The sequence below is a fragment of the Sphingomonas abaci genome (genome assembly GCF_014199625.1).
Lineage (GTDB): Bacteria > Pseudomonadota > Alphaproteobacteria > Sphingomonadales > Sphingomonadaceae > Sphingomonas > Sphingomonas abaci.
In genome coordinates this window covers 18,756-43,489 of sequence record NZ_JACHNY010000009.1, presented here as the reverse complement: position 1 = coordinate 43,489, position 24,734 = coordinate 18,756, and the positions used below count along the sequence as shown (strand labels likewise).

Here is a 24,734-nt window from a genome sequence, read left to right as displayed (position 1 = left end):
CGGCGGCAGGGATGGGTGATGCAAAGCGAACCTCGCCTGGGTTGCGGCGCCGCGATCGTCGTCAATGGCCGGCTGCTGCTGGTGCAACGCCGGACCCAGCCGGAGGCGGGATGCTGGGGGCTGCCCGGCGGCAAGGTCGACCTGTTCGAGCGCGCCGCCGACGCCGTGCGCCGCGAGATCGCCGAGGAAGTGGGGATCGCGATCGATCCGGTCGAGCTGCTCTGCGTCGTCGACCAGATCGACCGCGCGGGGGGCGTCCACTGGCTCTCGCCCGTCTACCTCGTCGATCGCTTCCAGGGCGAGCCGGTCAATCGCGAGCCGGGTAAACATGCCGCGATTGGCTGGTTCGCGCTCGACGCGCTGCCGTCATCGCTGACCACGCCGACCCGCACCGCCGTCGCCGCTCTGGCTCGCCGTCACCCGGATCAGAAGCCGAAGCCGTAGCGTAGCGCCACGCCGCGATCGGCGGGCAGCGCGGCGATATGGCCGGGGTCGCGGCGGTGGAAGGCATTGGCCTCCAGCCATCCCGCGCCCAGGCCGATGGCATAGCGCGCCTCGACGTCCAGCTCGCGCCCGCGCGGCGCCATGTTGAGCCGCTGCACCGTCCAGTCGGTCACCGCCCCGCTCGCATAGTCATAGCCGGTGGGTAGCGCGAGATCGACGCCGCCCCCGGCCACGCGCAACGGCTGCGCGATGCGAAGGCCGATCGAATCGCCGCCGAACACGCCGTCCTTGCCCAGGTCGGCGGCGAAGGCGGTGGTGCGGATGCGACCGCCGCCGCGCAGGCCGTCGCGCACCGCGGCCGTCGTCCAGCCGTGACGCCAGCGCCCCCCGAACGACCAGCCGCCGCCCGCCTCGACCCGCGCGCTCGCCTCGCCGAACCAGCTCGTCGCCCGCGTCGCGCCCAGGCCGGGGCCCAGGCGCGCGCCCAGGATCGTGTCGGCCTCGTCCAGCCGGGTCGCCGACACCATCGTCGCCAGCGCGCCGAAGCGGCGGTCGAGCGCGAACAGCGCGCGGTCGTACGCGCCCAGGCCCGCCCGCGCGTCCGCCGCCCACAGCGCCGCGCCCGGCGCCAGCATCCGGCCGGACTCGATCGCGCCGGTCAGCCCCCAGGACCCCAGACGCTGGCGCACCGCCGCGCTCTGGCGCGCGCCGCCATCGATCCCCGGCAGCGTCGCGCCCGCGACCAGGAAGCCCGGCTCGCCCATTCCGGTCAGTCGGGTGGCGACCGCCTGCGCGCCTTGCGCGAAGCCCAGGGCAACGCTCAGCCCGGACCCCATGCGCTGCGTCACCAGCCCGGCGAGCACGCGGGCGCGCGACGCGTCGGTGGCCGTCAGCGCGCTGCGTTGCAGGATCGCATCGCCCCGGCCGACGGCCGACAGCGTCATCGACAGGCTGGTCTCCCCACGCGCCAGCGCCACCGAGCTGCTGCCCAGGCCCAGGGCGCTCGCCAGCGCCGGCTGGGGCCGGGCCTGGGCCAACGTCCGTGACAGGTCGATCGCGAAGGCGCGGCCGTAGCCGTCCAGGATCACCGCCCCCAGGCCGGCTTGGGCGGCGTCGCCCATCACCGCGGACAGCGTGCCGTTGGCGGTCAGCGATACGGCGGCGCTGCTGCCCGCCACCGAACTGGCGCCGACCGGCTGGAAGGCGCGGGTCAGGTCCAGCACCCCCTGGCCATAGATGCCATCGACCCCGGCCGCGCCGGCATCGCGCGCGGTGCGGAAGAGCAGTTCGACGATCTGCGCGCCGCTGAGATTGGGAAAGGCCTGGGCGAGGAGCGCCACCGCGCCGGCGATCTGCGGCGCGGCGAAGGAGGTGCCGGACCATAGATAGTCGACGCCATTCTGGTCGGGCGCGCGCACGCTCGTGCCGACCGCGCCCAGATAATGCGCCGCGCTGGTGCCGGCCCGGTTGCTGCGCTCGGCGATCTGGTCGCGCGAATCGACCCAGCCGGCGATGATGACCTGGTTGCGTGCCACCGCGCTGTTGTTGGCGATGGCGCTGAACGCGTCGGGGTTGGCGGCGCCGTCATTGCCCGCCGCCACCACCAGCACGATCCCGGCGGCGGTGGCGCGGGCGATCGCACCTTGCAGGCTGGCCGGCATGTCCGATCCGCCCAAGGAGATGTTGATGACCCGCGCCCCCGCCATGCGCGCGGTGTCGACGCCGCGCGCGATCGCATCGGTCGAGAATTTGCATCCGCTGTCGCTGCCGCCGCCATCGCCGCTGGAACAGCTGCCCGGCCGGTCGGCGCGCAGCACGATCAGCGTCGAATCGAACGCCACCCCCTGGGTGCCGACGCCGTCGCGACGGCCGGCGATGGTGAAGGCGACGGCGGTGCCATGGCCGTTCTGGTCGGCGATGCCGTCATTGCCGGCGACCGAGGTCGAGCTGGCGGCGATTCGCCCGGCGAACTGGTCGCTGCGCGTGTCGATGCCGCTGTCGATGACTGCGACGCCGATCCCCGCGCCCGTCGCGCCCCTGTTATAGGCGGCGAGCGCGTCCATCGACACCGCGCCGACGGTCGCGCGATATTCGCCGGTGTCGGAGCTGCTGGGGGTCGGCGAGGGCGTCGGGCCGGGCGTCGGGCTTGGCGTGGGACTGGGCGCAGGCGTGACGATCGGGGGGGGCGTCACCAGCGGACCACCACCGCCGCCGCCACAGGCGGCCAGCATCAGGAACAGGACGGGTGACAGGCCGGTCCCCGCGATGCGGGCCGAGCGGCGTGATCCTGTCAGATGGAATCTCATACGCCGACCGCCCCCGCGCCTTCGCGTCACATCGCCGCCGCTACAGCATTTGCGCGCCCGATCCAAGCAGGGCGGGGCGGCCCCGGCGCTTGCCGGACGCGCGCGGCTTGCCTACAGACCCGCCGCGATGATCGACCGGCTTTCCCATGTCCGCAACTGGATCTTCGACCTCGACAACACGCTCTATCCGGCGAGCGCCGACCTGTTCGCGCATATCGACCGGCGGATGACCGCCTTCATCGCCGAGCTGCTGTCGGTCGATCTGGTCGAGGCGCATCGCATCCAGAAGGCCTATTTCATCGGCCACGGCACGACGCTGGCCGGGCTGATGGCCGAGCATCAGGTCGATCCCCACGCCTTCCTCGCCTATGTCCACGATATCGAGATGGACGTGCTGCAGGCGGATGCGCCGCTGGTCGCCGCGCTGGCCCGCCTGCCGGGGCGCAAGCTGGTCTTCACCAATGGCGATCGTCCCTATGCGCTCAAGGTGCTGGAGCGGCTGGGCCTGGGCGGCAGTTTCGAGGCGGTGCACGACATCCATGCGATGGACCTGCGGCCCAAGCCGCATCCGGACGCCTATGCGGGCCTGTGCGCCGCCTTCGCCCTCGATCCCGCCGAGAGCCTGTTCGTGGAGGACATGGCGCGCAACCTGAAGCCGGCCAAGGCGATCGGCATGACCACCGTCTGGGTCGACAATGGGTCCGAACAGGCGCCCGACGCCGATCGCAGCTATATCGATTTCCACATCCACGCGCTCGCGCCGTGGCTAGAGCAGATCCTGGAGACGCAATGACTGATCTTCCCGCGACCATCGACGCCGCCTGGGAGAACCGGGCCGAGCTGGGCTTCACCACGGGCGGCGCGGTGCGCGAGGCGGTGGAGCAGGCGCTGGCGATGCTCGATGCCGGGACCGCCCGCGTCGCCGAGCCGGACGGCGATGGCGGCTGGCGCGTCAACCAGTGGCTGAAGAAGGCGGTGCTGCTGTCCTTCCGCCTGAACGACAACAGCCTGATCGACAATGGGCCGGGCGCCGGCCACTGGTTCGACAAGGTGCCGTCCAAGTTCAGCGGCTGGGACGAGGCGGCGTTCCGCGCCGCCGGGTTCCGCGCGGTGCCCGGTTCGATCGTGCGGCGCGGCGCGTTCATCGGCAAAAGCGCGATCCTGATGCCGAGCTTCGTCAATATCGGCGCGCATGTCGGCGAGGGCACGATGGTCGACACCTGGGCGACCGTCGGCAGCTGCGCGCAGATCGGCCGCAACGTCCATCTGTCGGGCGGCGCGGGCATCGGCGGCGTGCTGGAGCCGCTTCAGGCCGATCCGGTCATCATCGAGGACGGCGCGTTCATCGGTGCGCGCGCCGAGGTGGCGGAGGGCGTGCGCGTCGGCGAGGGCGCGGTCTTGTCGATGGGCGTCTATCTGGGCGCGTCGACCAAGATCGTCGACCGCGCGACGGGCGAGGTGTTCCGCGGCCATGTGCCGCCCTACAGCGTCGTGGTGCCGGGGTCGCTGGGTGGCGGCGACGGCAAGCCGGCGCTCTACTGTGCGGTGATCGTCAAGCGCGTCGATGCGCAGACCCGCGCCAAGACCAGCGTCAACGACCTGCTGCGCGACTGATCCCGCGTTCATTCCTCGCCTATCAGGGGTGGTGGCAGGCCACGGGGCCTGGCGGAGGGGTGTCGCCGGTGGTGAGGATCGAATGTCCGATGACCGGCAATACCCCTCCACCACCGCTGACGCGGCGGTCCCCCTCCCCTTGCGGGGGAGGCGTCTTGGTCCTCACGGCAAATCGCGGTCGGCAGCCATAAGCGGCCGTCTTGCGGTGCCGGAATTCAACGCCCCAGATGCTGGAGCAGCGTCGCGCGCATCCGTTCCGCCATCGCGGCATCGACCGGCCCCAGCACCCCTTGCGCCGATCGCGGCAGGTGCGCGACCGGGTCGCCATCGGGGCGGAACACCAGATGGTCGAACATCAGCCGCCACGCCGCGCGCTGCTCGTCGGGCAGGGTGCGGAGGCTGAACAGCGAGAGGAGCAGCGCGTCATACGGGCTGCCCATTTCCTTGGGCGCCGGGTTCCACCAGTAATTCATGAAGATGCTGACCGGGTCGAGCGAGTCGACCGCATGCCACCAGTGGAAGGGGATGTAGATCGCATCGCCCGGCGCCAGCACCCCGTCCTGCGCCACCGCCATCGCCGCGGCGAAGCGGGGATAGCGATCGAGGTCGGGCGCGGCGGGATCGACCATGCTGACCGGCGTGCCCGCCGGGGTCAGCTCCAGCGGCCCCATATAGAGATTGGCGAGCTGGTCGGGCGGGAACAGGGTGAAGCGGCGGCGGCCGGCGATCACCACACCGATATTCTCCGCCAGGTCGTAGTGGGTCGCGACCCGGATCGCATTGCCCAGCCACAGGCGCGGCACGACGTCGGCATCGACCAGGTCGGTCGACTGTTCGGCGGTGAAGCCCGGCAGGAGCTCGGGCAGCGGCACCGACTGGACCGCCATGGCATAGGGCCGCTCCGCCCCCCGGTCGCGCAGCAGCCGATCGAGAAATGGCCCGAGCGGCGACTGTCCGCGGGTGAAGTTCAAGGCGGACAGGTCGGGCGTGTAGAAGAACCGCCCCGCGATGTCCGGCGGCCCGACCACCGCGCCGACCGGCTGCGCATGGCTGAACCGCTTGAGGTACGCGATGATCGCCTCGTCGGACCGCTCGGCCGCCTGTACCGCCGGCCAGTCCGCGCCGACCCCGCGCAGGATGGCGGGCCGACCGGCGGGACGGATCTCCGCCTCGAACCGGGCGCGGTCGATGCCGTGATATTCGGGCAGGGGAGCGGGGGCGGGAAGGGACATGGCGGTTGGCCTTATGCGCCGAGATCGCAGCCGATCTGGCGGAGGTAATCGTCCTGGCGCGGCATCGCGCGCGCGGTGTCGGCGACGACGCTGCGGATATGGCCCAGCCGGTGGAGCAGTTCGGCGGGCGGCAGCGTGTCGGCGATCGGGTGGTGTCGCCGTGGCATCACCCCCTGGCCGATCATCACCGACAGCCAGCTCGTCTCGGTGAACAGCTCGTTATGCTCGCGGTGGATGCGGCCATTCGCCGCGAACATCGCCAGCTTCTCCGCCAGCCCCGGCGGCGGCGGCAGCGTGCGGCAATAATCCCAAAAGGGCGAATCGTCGCGCTCGGTCGCCTTGTAGTGCAGCACCAGGAAATCGCGGATGTCGCGATATTCCCGCTCCGTCTCGGCGTTGAACCGGTCCGCCAGCAGGGGATCGAAGCCGCGATCGGGGAACAGCGCCATCAGCCGCGCGATGCCCGACTGGACCAGATGGATGCTGGTCGATTCCAGCGGCTCCAGGAAGCCGCCCGCCAGACCCAGCGCCACGACATTGCCGACCCAGGCGCGGCGGCGATGCCCGGCGGTGAAGCGCAAGGGCTTGGGATCGGCGATCGGCCGCCCGTCGAGATGGGCCAGCAGCAAGGCGGCGGCCTCGTCGTCCGAGACATGGGCGCTGCTGTAGACATAGCCATTGCCGATCCGGTGCTGAAGCGGGATGCGCCATTGCCAGCCGGCGGGCCGCGCGGTCGAGCGAGTCAGCGGCTGGCGGTCGCCGCCCAGCTCGCACGGCACCGCCCAGGCGCGGTCGCAGGGCAGCCAGTCGGTCCAGTCCTCGAACCCCGCGCCCATCGTCTCCTCGATCAGCAGGCCGCGAAAGCCCGAGCAATCGACGAACAGGTCGCCCGCGATCACCGTGCCGTCCGCCAGTTCGACCGAGGCGACATGGCCACTGCCGCCGTCGCGATGGACCTGCGTGATCCGCCCCTCGCGCCGCACCACGCCCCAGCCTTCGGCGCGGGTGCGCAGGAAGCCGGCGTAGAGGCCGGCATCGAACTGGAAGGCATAGGCGAGTTTCGCCAGCGGCGAATTGGGCTGGTCCGGCCGGGGATGGGCGAAGCGTCCGTCCAGCCCGCCGACCACCGCCAGCGAATAGGCATCGAGCGGCGCCGCGTCGCCCAGCGCCACCCCGCGCAGCCAGTGGTGATGGAATTCCACCCCCGCCATGTCGATGCCGTACAGGCCGAACGGGTGGACATAGCGATGGCCGATCCGCGTCCAGTCGACGAATTCGATGCCCAGCTTGTAGGTCGCGCGCGTGGCGCGGACGAACTCCGCCTCGTCGATGCCGAGCAGGGTGTTGAACAACGTGATCTGCGGGATGGTCGCCTCGCCGACGCCGACCGTGCCGATCGCGTCCGATTCGACCAGGGTGATCGAGACGCCGGGCAGCGCGCCGGCCAGACGTGCGATGCCCGCCGCCGCCATCCAGCCGGCGGTGCCGCCGCCGACGATGACGATTTCGCGGATCGCCGCCTCGCTCATACCGGCGAGCCCATCGAGCCGGCGAAGGGCACGTCCGACTCGAACGAGAAGCGCGGCAATTCGTTCGAAGCCGGAGCGGGGACCGGTGCTGGCGCAGCCGCCAGCGGTGATAGCGCGGTCTGGCGCAGGAACGCGCCATGGCTGGGCAGTTGCTGCGCGACCTGCGCATAGCCCTGGTGCATCTGCGCCATGGCGGCGGCGACGCGGTCCTCGTCCAGCGCATCCACGGCCGGCTCGTGGCTGTCGGGCCAGAGATGCTGGCCGAACGCGACCGCGACCCAGCTCGTCGTCGCGAACAGCTCCATCGAATCGCGGAACACGCGGCCCTTGGCGCGGAACAGGTCCATCTTGCGCTGGAGCGACTCCGGCACCGCCATCGTCCGGCACCGGTCCCAGAACGGCGAGTCGCTGCGCTCCGTCGCCTTGTAATGGAGGATCACGAAGTCGCGGACATCCTCGTACAGCTCGCGCATCTGGCGGTTATATTCAGTGCGCTCGACCGGGTTGAAGCGTTTGTCGGGGAACAGTGCGATCAGCCGCGCGATGCCCGACTGGATGAAGTGGATGCTGGTGGATTCCAGCGGCTCGATGAAGCCGCTCGACAGGCCGAGCGCCACGACGTTGCGGCTCCAGCATTCGCGCCGCCGGCCGGTGGTGAAGGACAGGCGGCGCGGTTCGGCAAGGGCTGCGCCCTCCAGCCGGCCGAGCAGCGCGCGCTCCGCCGCATCGTCGTCCAGGAACGCGCTGGCATAGACCAGGCCGTTGCCCATCCGGTGCTGGAGCGGGATGCGCCATTGCCAGCCGGCCGCGTGCGCGGTGGCGCGGGTGAAGGGATCGGGTTCGCCGGTCAGCGCGCTCGGCACCGCGACCGCACGGTCGCAGGGCAGCCACTGGCCCCAGGGCTCATATCCCGTCTCCAGCGCCTCCTCGATCAACAGGCCGCGAAAGCCCGAGCAGTCGATGAACAGGTCGCCCGCGACCTGCCGCCCATCGGCGAGCGTCACCGCGGCGACATGGCCGTCCGCCGGCCGCAGCGTGACGTCCTGCACCTTGCCCTCGATCCGGGTGACGCCGTTCCCTTCCGCATAGCGGCGCAGGAAGCGGGCATAGAGGCCGGCATCGAAGTGGAAGGCATAGAGCAGCTCGCGGATCGGCGATTGCGCCTCGGGCGAGGGGCGACCGAACTTGCCCGCCGCCGCCGCCACCGCGCTCATCGACCAGTCGGCGATCGGCGGCAAGGCCTGGCGCTGGCGCTCGCGCAGGTAGAGCTGGTGGAAGTGCACGCCCTGCAGGTCATGGCCGTGGCTGCCGAAGGGGTGGAAATAGCGGTCGCCCAGTTTCCCCCAGTCGACGAACTCGATCCCCAGCTTGAACGTGCCCGCCGTCTCGCGCAGGAAATCGTTCTCGTTGATGCCCAGCATCTGGTTGAAGCTGACCAGTGGCGGGATCGTCGCCTCGCCGACGCCGATCGTGCCGATCTCCTCGGACTCGACCAGGGTGATGCGGGTATGGCCGTTGTTGAGGAAGCGCGAGAAGGCGGCGGCGGCCATCCAGCCGGCGGTGCCGCCGCCGACGATCACCACGTCGCGGATCGCATGTTCGTTCATCGGGATCAGGACCTCAGCAGGAAGTGGGACGCGGCGCTGGCGGGGGGCAGCGCGGCGACGGCGGCGGCGAGCGCCTGGGCATAATGGGTCATGGCGGCGGCGGCGCGGTCGGGCGGCACCAGCGCGATCAGCGGATCGTCGCGCTCGGGCCGCACATTCTGGCCGATCAGCACGGCGAGCCAGCTATCCTTGGCGAAGGTCTCCTCCTCGTAGAAGGGCAGGCGGCCGCGCGCGCGGAACTGCGCCAGGCTGTGCGCCAGCGAGGGGGGCGGCGCGACCTCGGCCACCGCGCGCCAGAACGGCTCGGGCCGGTCGGACGCCGTATAATGCAGCGCCAGGAAGTCGCGCACCCGATCCGCCTCGGCGGCGCACTGACGGTTATATTCGGCGAGCTCGACGGGCGCGCAGTCGCGCGCCGGCAGCATCGCGACGATCCGGTCGATCGCGCTGTGCGCCAGATGGAGGTTGGTCCATTCCAGCGGCTCCACCGCGGTCGCCGCGTCGCCGATCGCGACGCAGTTGCGCAGCCACGGCTGGGGGCGGGTGCCGGCATCGATCGCGACGCCCTCGCCCGCGAACGCGGCCTCGCCGGCAAAGGCGCTGGCATAGACCAGGCCGCGTGAACCTCCGCCCGTCCAGTCCCAGCCACAGTCCCGCGCCGTCACCCGGTCGAGCGGGTCGGCGGGCATCGCGGCATCCTCCGCCAGGATCAGCCGGTCGCAGGGCAGCCATTTGGCCCAGGAGGTGCGCCGATCGTCCAGCGCGCCGCGCAGCCGGGCGGCCGGACCGGTGGCGTCGACGAACAGATCCGCCTCGATCCGGCCGCCCTCTGCGAGCACCGCCGCCGTGACGAAACCGTCCGCGCCGATCGCCACGCCGGCGAGGTCGCCCGGCTGCTCGCGCACCCCGCAATGCAGCGCGAAGGCGCGTAGCATCGCCGTGTAGCGTTCGGGATCGAGATGCAGCCCATGTTCGAAGCCGCCGACCAGCGCCTCCGGATCATCGGCGGGCACCGCGAACCGGCCGGCGCGCGCCATCGCCGCCGCCACGGAGAAGCGATCGAACGGCGCCGGCCGCTGGTGCCGCGCCGCCCGCGCCCAGTGGAGGTGGAAGGAGCCGCCCTCCATCGGCCGTCCGTGCCGGCCATAGGCATGGACATAATCGGCGACCGGATCGGCGCCGCCGGCGGTCCAGCCTTCGAACAGCGTGCCCAGCCGGACGCCGCTGCCGGTGCGCACCACCGCGTCGGCATTCGACAGGCCCAGATCCTCGTGGAATCCCAGGATCGAGGGCAGGGTGGCGCGCATCCGGTCGGCGATCGCGTCGGCCGGCGGCGCGATCGGCAGGATCACCACCTCCAGCCAGGGCAGCCGCCGCCTGAGCGCCGCCGCCGCCGACCAGCCGACCAGCCCGCCGCCCGCCACCAGCACCCGGCGGATCGGTCCCTCGCGATCGCTCATGCGGCCGGGCTCATCGGGCAATATCGGTCGATAAAGGCGAGATGGCCGGGCATGGCGGCGGCGGTGGCGGCGACCTCGTCACGCAGGGCCGTCATGCCGCGCATCAGCACGTCCAGCGCCGGCAGGTCGGCGCGCGGGTCGCGGCCCTCGGGCCGGATGCGCTGACCGAGATAGACCGCGACCCAGCTCGCATCCAGGAACACGCCCTCGCGATATTTCACGATCCGGCCGCGCCGCCGGAACAGCTCCATCTTCTCCGCCAGACTGTCCGGAATGGTCATGGTGCGGACATAGCGCCAGAATTCGGAATCGTCGCGCTCGGTCGCGTGATAATGCAGGATCAGGAAATCGCGGATGCGTTCATATTCCAGGTCGATGACGCGGTTGAACTCGTCACGGTCGACGCCGCGGACGCGGCCTTGCGGAAACAGCTCGATCAGCGCGGTGATCGCCTGCTGCACCAGATAGATGCTGGTCGATTCCAGCGGCTCCAGGAACCCGCTCGCCAGGCCGATGGCGACGCAATTGCCGACCCAGCTCCGCTCGCGCCGCCCGGCGGTGAAGCGGAGCAGGCGCGGGTCGGCGATCGGCTCGCCCTCCACCGCCGCCACCAGCGCGTCGCGGGCCTGGTCGTCGGAGATGAAGCCGCTGGCATAGACATAGCCATTGCCGGTGCGATGCTGGAGCGGGATCCGCCAGCGCCACCCCGCCGGCATCGCGATCGCGCTGGTATAGGGGGTCAGCGCCGTCTCGGTCCGGCACGGCATCGCCACCGCGCGGTCGGCCGGCAGCCAGCGCGACCAGTCCTGGAACGGCTCGCCCATCGCGCCACCCAGCAGCAGCGAGCGGAAGCCCGAACAGTCGACGAACAGGTCGCCCTCGATCCGCCGCCCGTCCGCCAGGCGGATCGCGGTCAGGTCGCCGCTTTCCCCGTCGTGCTCGACATCGACGACGATCCCCTCGCTGCGCACCGCGCCCATCCGCTCGGCCAGCGCGCGCAGATAGGGGGCGAACAGCACCGCATCGAATTGATAGGCATAGCCGAACGTCGTGGTGATCTGGCGCGGGTCGGTGGTCGGCAGCGCGAACCGGCCTTCGCGCGCCATGGTGCAGGCCATGGAGAATCGCTCGATCGGCGGCATGTCGACGCCGGCCTGCACTAGCCGCGCCCAATAATGGTGGAAGTCGACCTCGCTCTGCCCGCGCCCGAAGGTGCCGAAGGGGTGGATGTAGCTGTCGCCGATCCGCCCCCAGTCGCGGAACTCGATGCCCAGTTTGAAGGTGGCGCGCGTCCAGGCCATGAAATCGGCCTCTGCGATGCCCAGCCGCTCGTTGAAGGCGCGGATATGCGGCAACGTCGCCTCGCCGACGCCGACGATGCCGATCGCCTCCGACTCGACCAGATGCACGGCGCAGCGGCGCGGCAGCAGCTTGGCGAGCGCCGCCGCCGCCATCCAGCCCGACGTGCCGCCGCCGACGATCACGACCCGGATCGGGGGTGTCTCGGTCATGATGTCATCCGCTCCATTTCGACCCGACCGGCTGAAACCGGTTTCAATGATAAGATTAATAGACGCAGTCTGGATTAGTCTCGTTGCCTTTTTGCAACGTTCCTCCGTCATCGTCACGCCATATGTGGCAGATCAATGATACCGCAAACAAAGGCCCTTGCTCCAGTGATTTTCCGGTATAACCGAGGGTATCTAGAAGCGGCGGCTGTAATGGCAGCGCTAACCAGGGAAGAGGGTCATGGGGTATCGTTCTGCCGCGCCGACGGTCGGCGCCACTGCATTCAACATCGCCAGGCTGCTGCACTGCGGCGTATCGGCAACAGCTCTGTGCGTCGTCGCGCTCGCGGCGCCGGCCCAGGCGCAGACCGGCGCGGTCGCGGGCCAGGGGACGGCCGGCACCGCCAGCCCGGCGAGCACGGCGACCGATCCGGCCGCGACCAACAACACCAGCACCGCGCCCTCGCCGGAGGTCGCGCGCGGCGACACGCTGCCCCCGCAGGACGGCACCACCCCGCCCAGCGAATCGAACGAGGGCGAGATCGTCGTCACCGGCATCCGCCAGAGCCTGGCCAATGCCCAGAACATCAAGCGCAACTCCGACACCGTCGTCGATGCGATCACCGCGTCGGACATCGGCGCGCTGCCCGACCGTTCGGTGACCGAGGCGCTGCAGCGCGTGCCCGGCGTGTCGATCAACCGCTTCGCCGGCTCCAACGACCCCGACCACTTCTCGGTCGAGGGCTCGGGCGTCGTGGTGCGCGGCCTGAACTTCGTCCGCTCCGAGTTCAACGGGCGTGACGCCTTCGCCGCCGGTGTGGGCGGCCAGGCGCTCAACTTCGCCGACGTGCCGGCCGAACTGCTCGGCTCGGTCGAGGTCTACAAGAACGCCACCGCCGAGCTGATCGAGGGCGGCCTGGCCGGCACGGTCAACCTCAACACCCGCAAGCCGTTCGACAATCCCGGCCTGCATGCCAGCCTCAACGCCGAGGCCAATTACGGCGACTTCCGCAAGAAGTGGACGCCGACCGGCTCGCTGCTGCTCAGCGACACCTGGGATACGGGCATCGGCCGGTTCGGCCTGCTCGGCAGCGCCTCCTATTCGCGGCTGAAGAGCCGGGCGGACGGCATCCAGATCACCAACTTCCAGACGCGCGACAACACGTTCGCGCCGTCGGGCAACCTGACCGCCGGCAACGCGCAGGCGCTGCTTTGCCGCAACCCGCTGCCCAGCAACAGCGACACGGTGACGTTGCCGGCCGCCAACGCGCTGTGCGGCGCGACGGGGACGCCGGGGGCGGACGGCTTCGCCGACTTCCGGCCCAATGCCTATGCGCCGATCGGCGGCCAGTTCCGCAGCCAGGATTTCGACCGCAAGCGGCGCGGCGTCGCGCTCGCCGCACAGTGGGAGAGCACCGACAAGCAGACCGTCGCCACCCTCCAGTTCCTGCGCTCGCACTCGACCCAGAGCTGGGGCGAGCATACGTTCGAGACCGCGCCCGACCTGTCGGAATACAACACCTATCCGGCCGGCTGTCTCCAGAACCAGAACGGTTCGCCGCGCATCGACGATGCCAGCACGACGCCGCCGACGACCAGCAATCCCGGAACCCGCGCCGAATGCCCGGTCGGCCAGTTCCAGAATTACGAATATGACGATAGCGGCCTGTTCCAGAAGGGCGTCATCACGCTGCCCGGCGCGGGCTGGCGCTCGGCCGACAGCGGCACGGCGACCACGACCGTGCCGACTGGCGGCATCCAGCAGTCGCTGTCGCGCCGTCAGGTCTACGAATCGAACATCGTCCAGGACATCGGCTTCAACCTGAAGTTCAACCCGGACGAGCATTGGGCGGTCAACCTCGACGCCGACTACACCATGGCGAAGCGGACGCAGAAGGACTTCGCGGTCTTCGGCTCGACCTTCGCCGACCAGGAACTCGACCTGACCGGCGGCCTGCCGGTGGTCATCCCGCATCGTCCGATGACGCTGGCGCCGACCTGGGGTCAGCCCAGCATCTATCAGGGCCAGGACGACGCGACCTATTTCAAGGACCCCCGCGCCACCTTCTGGCGCGCGGCAATGGACCATTTCGAGCAGAGCAAGGGCTCGGAATATGCGCTGAAGGCGGACTTCGCCTATAATTTCAACGACGATGCGAACTTCCTGAAGCGCATCAAGTTCGGCGCCCGCTATGCCGAGCGCCAGCAGACCGTGCGCTACTCGGCCTATAACTGGGGTGCGATCAGCGAAGTCTGGTCGGGCAAGCCGGTGACGATCGAACAGGGCGGTGTCCAGAACACCGACTTCTACACCTTCCCCAACTTCTTCCGCGGGCAGACGCCGGGGCCGGTCGGTGGCTATTACTATAATGGCGACCTGCTGAAGAACTACGACCAGTCGGTGGCCTATTTCCAGTCGCTGAACGATATCTGGCGCGGAGCGAACGGCGCGACCGCCACCAACCGCTTCGTCGGCGCGGCGCAGCGGCCCGGCGCGATTCCGGGCAGCTATTACCTGCCGGGTGAAATCCAAGACGTGAACCAGCAGGACACCAACGCTTATGTGATGCTGAACTTCGGGTCGAACGATCCGCTGTTCGCCGGCATCCGCGTCGACGGCAATGTCGGCGTGCGCTACGTCCATACCGATATCGCCTCGGCCGGTGCGTTCACCATCCCGACCCGTGATGCGTTCGGCATCACCCAGGACTATGCGGTGCGCTGCGTCGCCACGGTGCCGGCCGGCGCGCCGGCGGGCACGCCCGCGCAGACGCCCGGCGGCATCTGTCGCCTGGGGCCGACCGCCTATGCCGCGCTCCAGCAATTCGCGACCGGCGCGACCACGCCGGACGTGGCGCGCACCGGCTATACCTATTGGTTGCCGAGCGCGAACCTGAAGCTGGGCTTGTCGCGCGACCTGATCCTGCGTCTGGCCGCCTCGAAGGTGCTGACCCGGCCGGATTCGGCGAACATCCGCAACTACCAGACCTATGGCACCGACGCCGCGAGCGGCCAGCCGACGGCGACCGCGGGCAATCCGTACCTCAAGCCCGCCACCGCCTGGCAGTTCGACGCGACGCTGGAATGGTATTTTGCCCGGGTCGGCTCGTTCACGGTCGACGCCTTCTACAAGGAAGTGTCGAACTTCTTCTATCAGTCGATCCTGCCGCGCAACGTCACCAGCAACGGCGTGACCGAATCGGTGCAGTTCCGCTATCCGGAGAACTTCACCGGCAAGGGCAAGATCAAGGGTGTCGAGGTTGCCTATCAGCATACCTTCGACTTCCTGCCCCAGCCGCTCGACGGCCTGGGCGTCAACGCCAACTATTCGTTCATCGAAAGCTCAGGGTTGCCCAACAGCTTCCTGAACACCGGCGCGCCGTCCAACGTCTCGACGATCAGGCCGGGCAACCTGCCGTTCGAAGGTCTGTCGAAGCACAATGTCAACGCGACTATCTTCTACGAGAAGGGGCCGGTCTCGCTGCGCGCGGCCTATAACTGGCGCTCCAAGTACCTGCTGACCGCGGCCGACGTGATCTTCCCCTACACGTCGATCTTCCAGGCCAGCACGGGCACGCTCGACGCCTCGGCGTTCCTCAACCTCAACAAGTACGTCAAGATCGGCGTGCAGGGCGTGAACCTGACCAACACCACGACGAAGACGCTGCAGGCCTATACCGGCGATCCCAGCCAGCTGGCGCCGCGCAGCTATTTCATGAACGACCGCCGCTTCTCCTTCATCGTGCGCGGCAACTTCTAAGTCGGCGAACCACGCCGATCATGGGCGCGTCCGGGCAACCGGGCGCGCTTTTTTTGTCGGTACGAACAGCGGGCAAAATTCGCCATTGTTCCGTCATCGCGACTGGCTGGCAAGTCCCAGGAAGAGACGCGTCCACATTATTGAGACATGACATCTTCTTTATATTGGAAATTGTAAGCGAAGAGGTAGGGGTGAAGGGTGTCACGGTAGGCCAAGCATCTGTAAAAGGCTGATTTCAGTGATTTGCTGTTTGATGGCGGCGATACGCATTATGAAAACGGGTAATGTGTCTTTGAGGTTACACTACAGGATTTGATAAAACTAATATGGGATAGTTTATTTACAGACCCTCTAGCGATTTCTCATGATCCCTCCCGGTGAAGGCGGGGCCTGCTTGCGAAAGCATCCATGCCTTCAAACCATTGTCCGGCCGCAATCCCAAACAGGGCGGGGCTTTGAAATTTTTTGGGGGAATGCAATGATTCAGGGGTCGAAAAGGGTTCAACGGACGCTGATGCAGAGCGTAGCGCTCTCGGTTGTTGCTGGACTCGGTGTGGCCAGCGCGCTGACGCTTGCCGCTCCGGCTACGGCACAGGATTACACGACCGGCGCCATATCCGGTACGATCGTTGATGCCACGGGGAAGCCCGTCGCGGGTGTGAAGGTAACGCTTCGATCGCTGGCGCAGAACCAGGTCCGTACGTTCCTGTCGTCTGCGAATGGCGGCTTTTCGGCCGTCGGCTTGACGCCGGGCCAATATGAGGTCACCACAGAAGGCGCGGCCTACGCACCGCAGACCGACACGATCACCATCACGGCGGCCCAGGAAAGTCGCGTCACGCTGACGGTCGTAGACAAGACGGCCCCCGCTACTGAACTGGTCGTGATCGGTCGACGCGTCCGGCAGGACTTCACCAAAACCACGACAGGCGTCAACCTCGACGTGGTGTCCACTGCCGAGAAGCTGCCGGTCGGTCGCTCGATCACTGCATTGGCCTTGCTCGCGCCCGGGGCTGTCACCGGAGCGAAGGGATTCAGTTCGAACGGCACTGATGTTCCGTCGCTTGGCGGGTCATCGGTTGCCGAAAACGCTTATTACATCAATGGTTTGAATATCACCAATCCGGACACCTATGTCGGGTCGGCACGCGTTCCGTTCGACTTCTACCAGACGGCGGACATCCAGACCGGCGGCTATGCCGCTGAGTTCGGCCGTGCGACGGGCGGCGTCATCAATGCGACGACCAAGTCGGGCACCAACACCCCGATGATGGCGATCCACGGTAACTTCCAGGCATCCGGGTTGCAGTCGACAAGCCCCAATACCGGGTTGAAGGATAGCCCTTCAACGATTGGTAGGCTCACGCATGACGATGATAACTCCCTGACCTTTGAGGCGGGTCTGCCGATCATCAAGGACCATCTTTTCTTCTACGGTCTGTATCAGGCCAATGCCATCGTCACCAAAAGGGCCTACCCCAACTCCGGCAATTATCAGCGCACGATCAGCACCGATCCCTTCTACGGCGGCAAGATCGACGCTTATATCAATCCGACTCAGCATTTCGAATTTACGTTGTTTGATACGACGCAGAATATTCGTACCGACAGCTATGCATTCACAGCCAATGCCAAATTCGACGGCGGTACGGTGGGAGCGTTTTCCGGTCGGCAGAACACCCGGCAGGGCGGAATGAACTGGGTCGGCCGCTACACTGGTAGTGTCACCGACTTCTTCCAGATATCTGCCGCCTATGGCATCAGTCGCGATGACTATAACGTTCTGGCCGCAGATCCCACGTCCTACTATGTCATCGATCGACGTAGCGCGACGACCGGCGGCGTCGCCAAGGTTATCTCCGGGCAACCCTATGCGACCAGCTCGATTCGGGAAACACAGCGCAAGTTCTATCGTGTCGATGGTGATCTTCGGTTCGAAGTGCTCGGGCGTCACCATGTCCGCTTCGGCCTCGACAATGAGGATTTGAGTGAAACCAAGACCACGCAGATCAACGGTGTGCTGCCGTTGCTCTACGACTATCGAAATAATGGCGTTCGCGTGACATACGAGCGGCTTGGCGGCTATATTTCCGGGCGTGATCGTGCCTATTATCTCCAGGATTCATGGGAACCAGCGCGCGGGCTGACCATCAATCTCGGTGTGCGCGATGATGAGTTCGAGCAATCTAACCTGTCGGGGCAGCGTTACTTGTCGCTGACCGGGAATTGGGCGGCACGCGCTGGCTTCAGCTGGGTTCCGGGCGGCGAATCCCACGTCCGACTGACCGGCAGCTACGGTCGCTACTTCATTCCGCCGGCGATGAACTTGGGCTTCCGTGGCCGCGACCTCTATTTCCGCGAATATTTTGCCTATCCGGGCGGCTATTCGGCGGCAAATTTCCCTGTTGATCCGGTAACAGGCCTGCCCAAGGTCAATTTGGGGGCGGCGCTGACCAGTCTTGCTGGCGCAGGGTACGCGGCAGCTTGTCCGACCGATATTTCGTCGGCGCCGGGTAGACCGGTCAACGGATCTGCGACTTGCCTGATCTTCGGCGGTGGCGTGCAGGACCCTGCTGCGGCCAAGCTGGCGGTCAACACCAAGGCTACCTACGAGGATGAAGTCATCCTGGGTGCTCATTTTCAGGCCACCGATCTGTTTTCCTTCGGCCTGACCGCAACCTATCGCAAGCTTGGCCGAGTGTCGGAAGACACGGACTTCGCAAGTTACCTGTCCGATTACTACCGGTGTGGGACCGCAGCGGACGCACCAGCGGCGCAGTGCAACTTTTACCAGAACAACAGTTCATACTATATCTGGAATCCCGGCAGCTCTTCGCTGACGGTTCGCGACTGGGTCGATCCTTCCAGAACGGTGAATCTCACGGGACTTGCCTTCCCGACGCCCAAACGGAGCTACAAGTCGCTGGTACTGGACTGGAAACGTGCGGATGACGGCATCTGGGCGCTTCAGGGGTCGATTGCGGTCTCCCGGTCCTACGGCAACTATGAAGGGACCGTGAAATCGGACGTGGGTGCCAATACCCAGTCGGATGCTGGCTCCACCATCGACTTCGATTATCTCGGCCTGACGGATTATACGACGGGGTTGCTGCCCAACGACCGTACGTTCGTATTCAAAAGTTTCGGCAGCTACCATGTGACGCCGAACCTCCAGGTGGGCGCGAACGTGCTGGTGCAGTCGCCGCTGCGGGGCACCTGCATGGGCATCCATCCCACCGATCCCTATGCGGCGGGCTATGGCGCAACGAGCTTCTACTGCGCCTATGGTGCACTCAACGCTGATGGCAACTACACGCAGACCAAGCCGTCCCCGCGTGGCACTGGCCTGCCCAAGACCGACTGGCTGAATCAGGTCGACCTGTCGATCCGCTATACCCTGCCGGAATCGCTCGGTTTCAACCGCTTCGTCCTGCGAGCGGACGTGTTCAACGTCTTCAACGCCGGAGCCATCACGCAAATCTACAATCAACACGAGACGCAGAAGGCCGGCAGTGAGTATACGCCGGACCCGCTGTTCGCGACGCCGCTCTACTTCCAGCAGCCGCGCTTCGTACGACTGGGGTTCGATATCGCGTTCTAAACAAACGGAACTGTCGAACGATATTGGAGGGGAGCGGTGGCCATCGCCATCGCTCCCCTTTTTCGTCACTCCACCGCCAGCACCAGCTTGCCGTCGCCCTCGTCGACCCGGACGGTGCTGCCGTCCTTCACTTGCCCACGCATGATCAGCTCGGCGAGCGGGTCCTGCAGGTGGCGCTGCACCGCGCGGCGCAAGGGGCGCGCGCCGTAGACGGGGTCGTAGCCGACCCGGCCCAGCCACGCCCGCGCGGCGTCGGTCAGCGCCAGCGTGATCTTGCGATCCGCCAGCAGCCGCTGGACGCGGCCGACCTGGATGTCGACGATCGGGCCCATATGCGCCTGGCCCAGCCGGTGGAACAGGATGATCTCGTCCAGCCGGTTGAGGAATTCCGGGCGGAAATGCGCGCGGACGATGTCCATCACCTGCGGCTCGACGGTCGCCACATCCTGGTCGTCGGCCATGGTCGCCAGGAACTGGCTGCCGAGGTTCGAGGTCAGCACGATCAGCGTGTTGCTGAAATCCACCGTGCGGCCCTGGCCGTCGGTCAGACGGCCGTCATCCAGCACCTGGAGCAGCACGTTGAACACGTCCCCATGCGCCTTCTCCACTTCGTCGAACAGCACGACCTGATAGGGCCGCCGCCGCACCGCCTCGGTCAGCACGCCGCCCTCCTCATAGCCGACATAGCCGGGAGGCGCGCCGATCAGCCGCGACACGGCATGCTTCTCCATGAACTCCGACATGTCGATGCGGACCATGGCGTTCGGGTCGTCGAACAGGAACTCGGCCAGCGCCTTGGTCAGCTCGGTCTTGCCGACGCCGGTCGGCCCCAGGAACAGGAAGCTGCCGAGCGGCCGGTTCGGGTCCTGCAGGCCGGCGCGGGCGCGTCGCACCGCGGTGGAGACGGCGCGCACCGCATCGGCCTGGCCGATCACGCGCTGGCCCAGCACCTCCTCCATGCGGAGCAGCTTGTCGCGCTCGCCCTCCAGCATCCGGTCGACGGGCACGCCGGTCCAGCGGCTGACCACGCCGGCGATGTCGTCGGCGGTCACCTCCTCGCGCAGCATCGCGCCCCGGGTCTGGCCCTGTGCCTCCTCCAACTGCTTGGTCAGCTGGGGAATGGTGCCGTAGGACAGCTCGCCCGCGCGGGCCAGGTCGCCCTGGCGCTGCGCCTGGTCGAGCGCGAGGCGCGCCTGGTCGAGCTGCTCCTTCAGCTTCGCCTCGGCACCGATCTTGTCCTTCTCCGCCTGCCAGCGCTGGGTCAGCGCGTCCGACTGTTCCTCAAGATTGGCGAGATCGCCCTCCAGCGTCGCCAGCCGGTCGCGGCTGGCGGCGTCGCTCTCCTTCTTCAGCGCCTCGCGCTCGATCTTGAGCTGGATGATGCGGCGGTCGAGATTCTCGATCTCCTCGGGCTTCGACTCCACCTCCATGCGGATGCGGCTGGCGGCCTCGTCCATCAGGTCGATCGCCTTGTCGGGCAGGAAGCGGTCGGTGATGTAGCGATTGGACAGCGTCGCCGCCGACACGATCGCACCATCGGTGATCCGCACGCCGTGATGCAGCTCGTACACGTCCTTCAACCCGCGCAGGATCGAGATCGTGTCCTCCACGGTCGGCTCGCCGACAAATACCGGCTGGAAGCGCCGCTGGAGCGCCGGGTCCTTCTCGACATATTTGCGATATTCGTCGAGCGTGGTCGCGCCGACGCAGTGCAGCTCGCCGCGCGCCAGGGCGGGCTTGAGCAGATTGCCCGCATCCATCGCCCCTTCCGACTTGCCCGCGCCGATCAGCGTGTGCATCTCGTCGATGAACAGGATCACGTCGCCCTCGGCGGCCTTCACCTCGTCGAGCACGCCCTTCAGTCGCTCCTCGAACTCGCCGCGATATTTCGCGCCGGCGATCAGCGCGCCCATGTCGAGCGCCATCAGCCGCCGGTCCTTCAGCGTGTCGGGCACGTCGCCATTGGCGATGCGCAGCGCAAGCCCCTCGGCGATCGCGGTCTTGCCGACGCCAGGTTCGCCGATCAGCGCGGGATTGTTCTTGGTGCGGCGCGCCAGGATCTGGATGGTGCGGCGGATCTCCTCGTCGCGGCCGATCACGGGGTCGAGCTTGCCGTCGCGCGCCGCCTGGGTCAGGTCGCGCGCGAACTTCTTGAGCGCGTCATAGCGATCCTCCGCACCCGCCGTATCGGCGGTGCGGCCCTGGCGCAGGTCGTTGATCGCGCCGTTCAGCCCCTCCGGCGTCGCGCCGGCCGTCTTCAGCGCCTTGCCGGCGGCGGTGTTGAGCGAGAGGGCCAGCGCGACCAGCAGTCGCTCGACCGTGACGAAGCTGTCGCCCGCCTTGGTCGCGATCTGTTCGGCCTGGTCGAGTACGCGCACCGCGTCATTGTCCAGGCCGGGGCTGGACTGCGCGCCCGATCCGGACACCGCCGGAATCTTGGACAAGGCCAGGTCGGTCTCGGCGACGGCCCGCTTGGCATCGCCGCCCGCCGCCTGGATCAGGCCGGCGGCCATGCCCTGCTCGTCCTCGAGCAGCGCCTTGAGCAGATGTTCGGGCGCGATCCGCTGGTGATTGAGGCGGATGGCAACGGTCTGCGCGGATTGGAGAAAGCCTTTCGCGCGGTCGGTGAATTTCTCGAGGTTCATGGCTGATCCCTGTTCGTCTTGACCGCGAAGATGGTGTTGCCGATCGGCAACACAAGAGGGCAGGCCGTGCGTCTTTCGTGACGTGTTGCGTCGGCCCCGGCCATGGCTATGCTCCAGGCCAGAAAAATTCAGGGGGACGATCATCATGACCATTCGCATCGCGGCACTCGCCGGCGTCGCCATCGTCGCGCTCGCCGCGCCCGTGGCGGCGCAGCAGCAGGCGCCCGCGCCGGTCGCAACGCTCGTCAAGGCGGTCGACATCCCCTATCAGAGCTTCACCTTGCCCAACGGCTTGCGCGTGATCGTCCATACCGATCGCAAGGCGCCGATCGTCGCGGTGAGCGTCTGGTACGATGTCGGCGCCAAGCACGAGCCCAAGGGCAAGACCGGCTTCGCGCATCTGTTCGAGCATCTGATGTTCAACGGGTCGGAGAATGCCCCCAACGACTTCTTCGAGCCGCTCAAGCAGGTTGGCGCGACCGATTTCAACGGAACCACCAACCAGGACCGCACCAACTACTTCGAGACGGTGCCGACCGCCGCGCTCGACCGCGCGCTGTTCCTGGAATCGGACCGGATGGGCTATCTGCTTGGCGCGGTGACGCAGGCCAAGCTCGACGAGCAGCGCGGCGTCGTCCAGAACGAGAAGCGGCAGGGCGACAACCAGCCCTATGGCCTGGTCGACTATAAGGTGACGGCGGGGCTGCTGCCGGACACCCACCCCTATGGCCATGACACGATCGGCTCGATGGCCGATCTGGACGCGGCGACGCTGGACACGGTGAAGGACTGGTTCCGCAGCCATTATGCGCCCAACAACGCGGTGCTGGTGCTGGCCGGCGATATCGACCTGGCGACCGCCAAGCGCCTGGTGACGAAGTATTTCGGCGGCATCCCCGCTGGGCCGAAGACCGCGCCGGCAGTCGCCCCGGTGGTGACGCTCGCCGCGCCCAAGACCGAGACGATGAAGGATCGGGTCGCGCAGGTGATGATCACCCGCAACTGGACGGTGCCCGGCCTCAACGACCCGCAGACCCGCGCGCTCGACGTGGCGGCCGGCGTACTGGGCGGCCTGTCCAGCTCCCGGCTCAACACCATCCTGGTCAAGCAGGAGAAGCTGGCGGTCAGCGCCTCGGCCTATAACTGGAGCTCGGCGCAGATCGGGCAGTTCGGCATCCGCGTGCTGGTCCGCCCCGGCGTCGACCCGGCGCTGGTGACCAAGCGGATCGACCAGATCGTCGCCGACTTCCTGCGCACCGGCCCCACCGCCGACGAGGTGCGCCGCGTCGCCACCACCGAGGCGGCCGGGCGCATCCGCGGCCTGGAATCGGTCGGCGGCTTCGGCGGCAAGGCGGTGACGCTGGCGCAGGGCGCGCTCTTCTCCAACGATCCGGGCTTCTACAAGACGGAGCTGCAGCAGCTCGCCGCGCAGACCCCGGCCAGCGTCAAGGCGGCGGCCGACGAATGGCTGAGCAAGCCCGCCTATACGCTGACCGTGGTGCCCGGCCCGCGCGACGCCTATGAGGAGGCGAAGGTGCCGCCCAAGGCAGAGGTCGCGCCCGCGCCAGAGACCCCGGTCAAGGGCACGCGCGGGGCGCTGCCGGCGATGGGCGCGGTCGGCGCGCTCAGCTTCCCCGCGGTCGAGCGCAGCCGGTTGGGCAACGGCATCGAGCTGATCTACGCGCAGCGCACCGCCGTGCCGGTCACGCAGCTGGCGCTGTCGTTCGACGCGGGCGTCGCCGCCGATGTGCCGGGCCGGCTCGGCACCCAGCAGCTCGCGCTCAACATGCTGGACGAGGGGACGAAGACGCTCAACTCGGTGCAGATCGCGGAGGCGCGTGAGCGGCTGGGCGCGAGCATCGACAGCGGGTTCAACGGGGACCGCACCCAGATCGGGCTGGGCGTGCCGAGCGCGAACCTCGCGCCCGCGCTGACCCTGTTCGCCGACATCGTCCGCAACCCCGCCTTCGCCGAGGCGGAGGTGGCGCGCGTGCGCACCCAGCAGCTGGCGCAGATCGGGCAGGAACTGACCAATCCGTCGGGCCTGGCGGCGCGGGTGATGCCGCCGTTGCTCTACGGCGCGCAATCGCCCTATTCGCGTCAGCAGGGGGCCGGCGATCCCCAAGCGGTGGCGGCGCTGACCCGCGCCGATCTGATCGCCTTCCAGCAGGCCTGGCTGCGGCCCGACAAGGCGAAGATCTTCGTGGTGAGCGACCGGCCGCTCGCCGAGGTGAAGGCGGCGCTGGAGCGGACGCTGGGCGACTGGCGCGCGCCCGCGACGCCGGGCGGGGTCAAGCGCTTCCCCGCGGCCGGCAGCGATGCCGCGTCGCCGCGCATCGTGCTGGTCGACCGGCCCGACAGCCCGCAATCGGTGATCGTCGGCGGCATCCCCACCGCGCTGACCGGGACCGAGAACCTGCTGCCGGTCGAGACCGCCAACGACGCGCTGGGCGGCAGCTTCCTGTCGCGCCTGAACATGGACCTGCGCGAGGACAAGCACTGGTCCTACGGTGTGCGGGGCGGGTTCCGGATGCTGGAGTTCGCCGCGCCCTACAGCATCTCCGCGCCGGTCCAGGCCGACCAGACCGGCCCCTCGGTCGCGGCGCTGCGCGGCGACATCGCCGCTTTCCTGGGGCCCAAGCCGATGACCCAGGTCGAGTTCGACCGCGCGATCCAAGGCGGGATCCGCTCGCTCAGCGGCAACTTCGAGACCTCGGGCGCAGTGCTGTCGGCGATGCAGGCGAACGACCTGTTCAAGCGGCCGGACAATTACTACGCCACGATCACCGCGCGCTACCAGGCGCTGACCCTGCCCGAACTGAACCAGGCGATGCAGAAGGCGATCGATCCCGCCAAGGCGATCTGGGTGGTGGTCGGCAACGCCGCGACGGTGAAGCCGCAGCTTGACGCCATCGGCCTGCCGGTGGAGGTGGTGCCGGCGGCGTCGGTCGCTTCGTCTCCGGAGGCCGGCGCGGCACCCAAGGCGAAGTGAATCGTTCGCACCCACGCTTTCGGATTCAAGGAGAGA

13 protein-coding genes are annotated in these 24,734 nt (G+C 67.9%); 6 read left to right on the top strand and 7 right to left on the bottom strand.

What is annotated here, in order from left to right:
• The first annotated feature begins 18 nt into the window (after positions 1 to 18).
• Positions 19 to 444, top strand: a complete 426-nt coding sequence (locus tag GGQ96_RS17060) for an NUDIX hydrolase (RefSeq protein WP_184116645.1) — start codon at positions 19 to 21, stop codon at positions 442 to 444.
• On the opposite strand, the gene GGQ96_RS17055 is transcribed toward GGQ96_RS17060, so the two are convergent.
• The gene (locus tag GGQ96_RS17055) at positions 426 to 2,750 is read right to left on the bottom strand and encodes a S8 family peptidase (protein ID WP_246360688.1); all 2,325 of its coding nucleotides are present in this window, start codon (positions 2,748 to 2,750) and stop codon (positions 426 to 428) included. The two genes, GGQ96_RS17060 and GGQ96_RS17055, sit on opposite strands and share 19 nt — an antisense overlap.
• Before the next feature lie 127 nt (positions 2,751 to 2,877).
• On the opposite strand from GGQ96_RS17055, the gene GGQ96_RS17050 reads away from it, so the two are divergent.
• Both GGQ96_RS17050 and dapD read left to right on the top strand, forming a co-directional pair.
• A complete protein-coding gene (locus tag GGQ96_RS17050; protein WP_184116644.1) occupies positions 2,878 to 3,543 on the top strand; it encodes a pyrimidine 5'-nucleotidase in 666 nt (221 codons plus the stop codon).
• A complete protein-coding gene (dapD, locus tag GGQ96_RS17045) occupies positions 3,540 to 4,364 on the top strand; it encodes a 2,3,4,5-tetrahydropyridine-2,6-dicarboxylate N-succinyltransferase (protein ID WP_184116643.1) in 825 nt (274 codons plus the stop codon). Before GGQ96_RS17050 ends, dapD begins: the two co-directional genes overlap by 4 nt.
• Before the next feature lie 215 nt (positions 4,365 to 4,579).
• On the opposite strand, the gene GGQ96_RS17040 is transcribed toward dapD, so the two are convergent.
• Genes GGQ96_RS17040 through GGQ96_RS17020 form a run of 5 tightly spaced genes read right to left on the bottom strand, consistent with a single transcriptional unit; the run spans position 4,580 to position 11,703 of the window.
• The gene (locus tag GGQ96_RS17040; RefSeq protein WP_184116642.1) at positions 4,580 to 5,596 is read right to left on the bottom strand and encodes a cupin-like domain-containing protein; all 1,017 of its coding nucleotides are present in this window, start codon (positions 5,594 to 5,596) and stop codon (positions 4,580 to 4,582) included.
• Between the two features lie 11 nt (positions 5,597 to 5,607).
• Positions 5,608 to 7,125, bottom strand: coding sequence for a tryptophan halogenase family protein (locus tag GGQ96_RS17035; RefSeq protein ID WP_184116641.1), 1,518 nt, complete (start codon positions 7,123 to 7,125; stop codon positions 5,608 to 5,610).
• Positions 7,122 to 8,732 carry a tryptophan halogenase family protein gene (locus tag GGQ96_RS17030; protein WP_184116640.1) on the bottom strand — a complete coding sequence of 537 codons (1,611 nt, stop codon included), beginning with the start codon at positions 8,730 to 8,732 and terminating at the stop codon, positions 7,122 to 7,124. Before GGQ96_RS17030 ends, GGQ96_RS17035 begins: the two co-directional genes overlap by 4 nt.
• Positions 8,733 to 8,737: 5 nt before the next feature.
• Complete coding sequence (locus GGQ96_RS17025; RefSeq protein WP_184116639.1) at positions 8,738 to 10,192, bottom strand: tryptophan halogenase family protein; 1,455 nt, start codon at positions 10,190 to 10,192, stop codon at positions 8,738 to 8,740.
• Positions 10,189 to 11,703 (bottom strand): tryptophan halogenase family protein, encoded by a 1,515-nt coding sequence (locus tag GGQ96_RS17020; RefSeq protein WP_184116638.1) that lies wholly within the window; start codon positions 11,701 to 11,703, stop codon positions 10,189 to 10,191. Before GGQ96_RS17020 ends, GGQ96_RS17025 begins: the two co-directional genes overlap by 4 nt.
• 238 nt (positions 11,704 to 11,941) lie before the next feature.
• Here GGQ96_RS17020 and GGQ96_RS17015 point away from each other — a divergent pair, with 238 nt between their 5' ends.
• Positions 11,942 to 15,460: a TonB-dependent receptor gene (locus GGQ96_RS17015; protein WP_184116637.1), complete on the top strand. Its 3,519-nt coding sequence runs from the start codon at positions 11,942 to 11,944 to the stop codon at positions 15,458 to 15,460.
• A 514-nt stretch (positions 15,461 to 15,974) separates the two neighbouring features.
• Positions 15,975 to 19,061, top strand: coding sequence for a TonB-dependent receptor (locus GGQ96_RS17010; RefSeq protein WP_184116636.1), 3,087 nt, complete (start codon positions 15,975 to 15,977; stop codon positions 19,059 to 19,061).
• Between the two features lie 65 nt (positions 19,062 to 19,126).
• On the opposite strand, the gene clpB is transcribed toward GGQ96_RS17010, so the two are convergent.
• Positions 19,127 to 21,706 (bottom strand): ATP-dependent chaperone ClpB, encoded by a 2,580-nt coding sequence (gene clpB, locus GGQ96_RS17005; protein WP_184116635.1) that lies wholly within the window; start codon positions 21,704 to 21,706, stop codon positions 19,127 to 19,129.
• A gap of 145 nt (positions 21,707 to 21,851) precedes the next feature.
• Here clpB and GGQ96_RS17000 point away from each other — a divergent pair, with 145 nt between their 5' ends.
• Positions 21,852 to 24,698: a M16 family metallopeptidase gene (locus GGQ96_RS17000; RefSeq protein ID WP_184116634.1), complete on the top strand. Its 2,847-nt coding sequence runs from the start codon at positions 21,852 to 21,854 to the stop codon at positions 24,696 to 24,698.
• Positions 24,699 to 24,734 lie beyond the last annotated feature (36 nt).

Coding starts and splice junctions, on each gene's coding strand:
- GGQ96_RS17050 (WP_184116644.1), top strand. CDS start 2,878: ATGATCGACCGGCTTTCCCATGTCCGCAACTGGATCTTCGACCTCGAC.
- GGQ96_RS17035 (WP_184116641.1), bottom strand. CDS start 7,125: ATGAGCGAGGCGGCGATCCGCGAAATCGTCATCGTCGGCGGCGGCACC.
- GGQ96_RS17055 (WP_246360688.1), bottom strand. CDS start 2,750: ATGAGATTCCATCTGACAGGATCACGCCGCTCGGCCCGCATCGCGGGG.
- GGQ96_RS17010 (WP_184116636.1), top strand. CDS start 15,975: ATGCAGAGCGTAGCGCTCTCGGTTGTTGCTGGACTCGGTGTGGCCAGC.
- GGQ96_RS17060 (WP_184116645.1), top strand. CDS start 19: ATGCAAAGCGAACCTCGCCTGGGTTGCGGCGCCGCGATCGTCGTCAAT.
- GGQ96_RS17020 (WP_184116638.1), bottom strand. CDS start 11,703: ATGACCGAGACACCCCCGATCCGGGTCGTGATCGTCGGCGGCGGCACG.
- GGQ96_RS17025 (WP_184116639.1), bottom strand. CDS start 10,192: ATGAGCGATCGCGAGGGACCGATCCGCCGGGTGCTGGTGGCGGGCGGC.
- dapD (WP_184116643.1), top strand. CDS start 3,540: ATGACTGATCTTCCCGCGACCATCGACGCCGCCTGGGAGAACCGGGCC.
- GGQ96_RS17030 (WP_184116640.1), bottom strand. CDS start 8,732: ATGAACGAACATGCGATCCGCGACGTGGTGATCGTCGGCGGCGGCACC.
- GGQ96_RS17040 (WP_184116642.1), bottom strand. CDS start 5,596: ATGTCCCTTCCCGCCCCCGCTCCCCTGCCCGAATATCACGGCATCGAC.
- GGQ96_RS17000 (WP_184116634.1), top strand. CDS start 21,852: ATGACCATTCGCATCGCGGCACTCGCCGGCGTCGCCATCGTCGCGCTC.
- GGQ96_RS17015 (WP_184116637.1), top strand. CDS start 11,942: ATGGGGTATCGTTCTGCCGCGCCGACGGTCGGCGCCACTGCATTCAAC.
- clpB (WP_184116635.1), bottom strand. CDS start 21,706: ATGAACCTCGAGAAATTCACCGACCGCGCGAAAGGCTTTCTCCAATCC.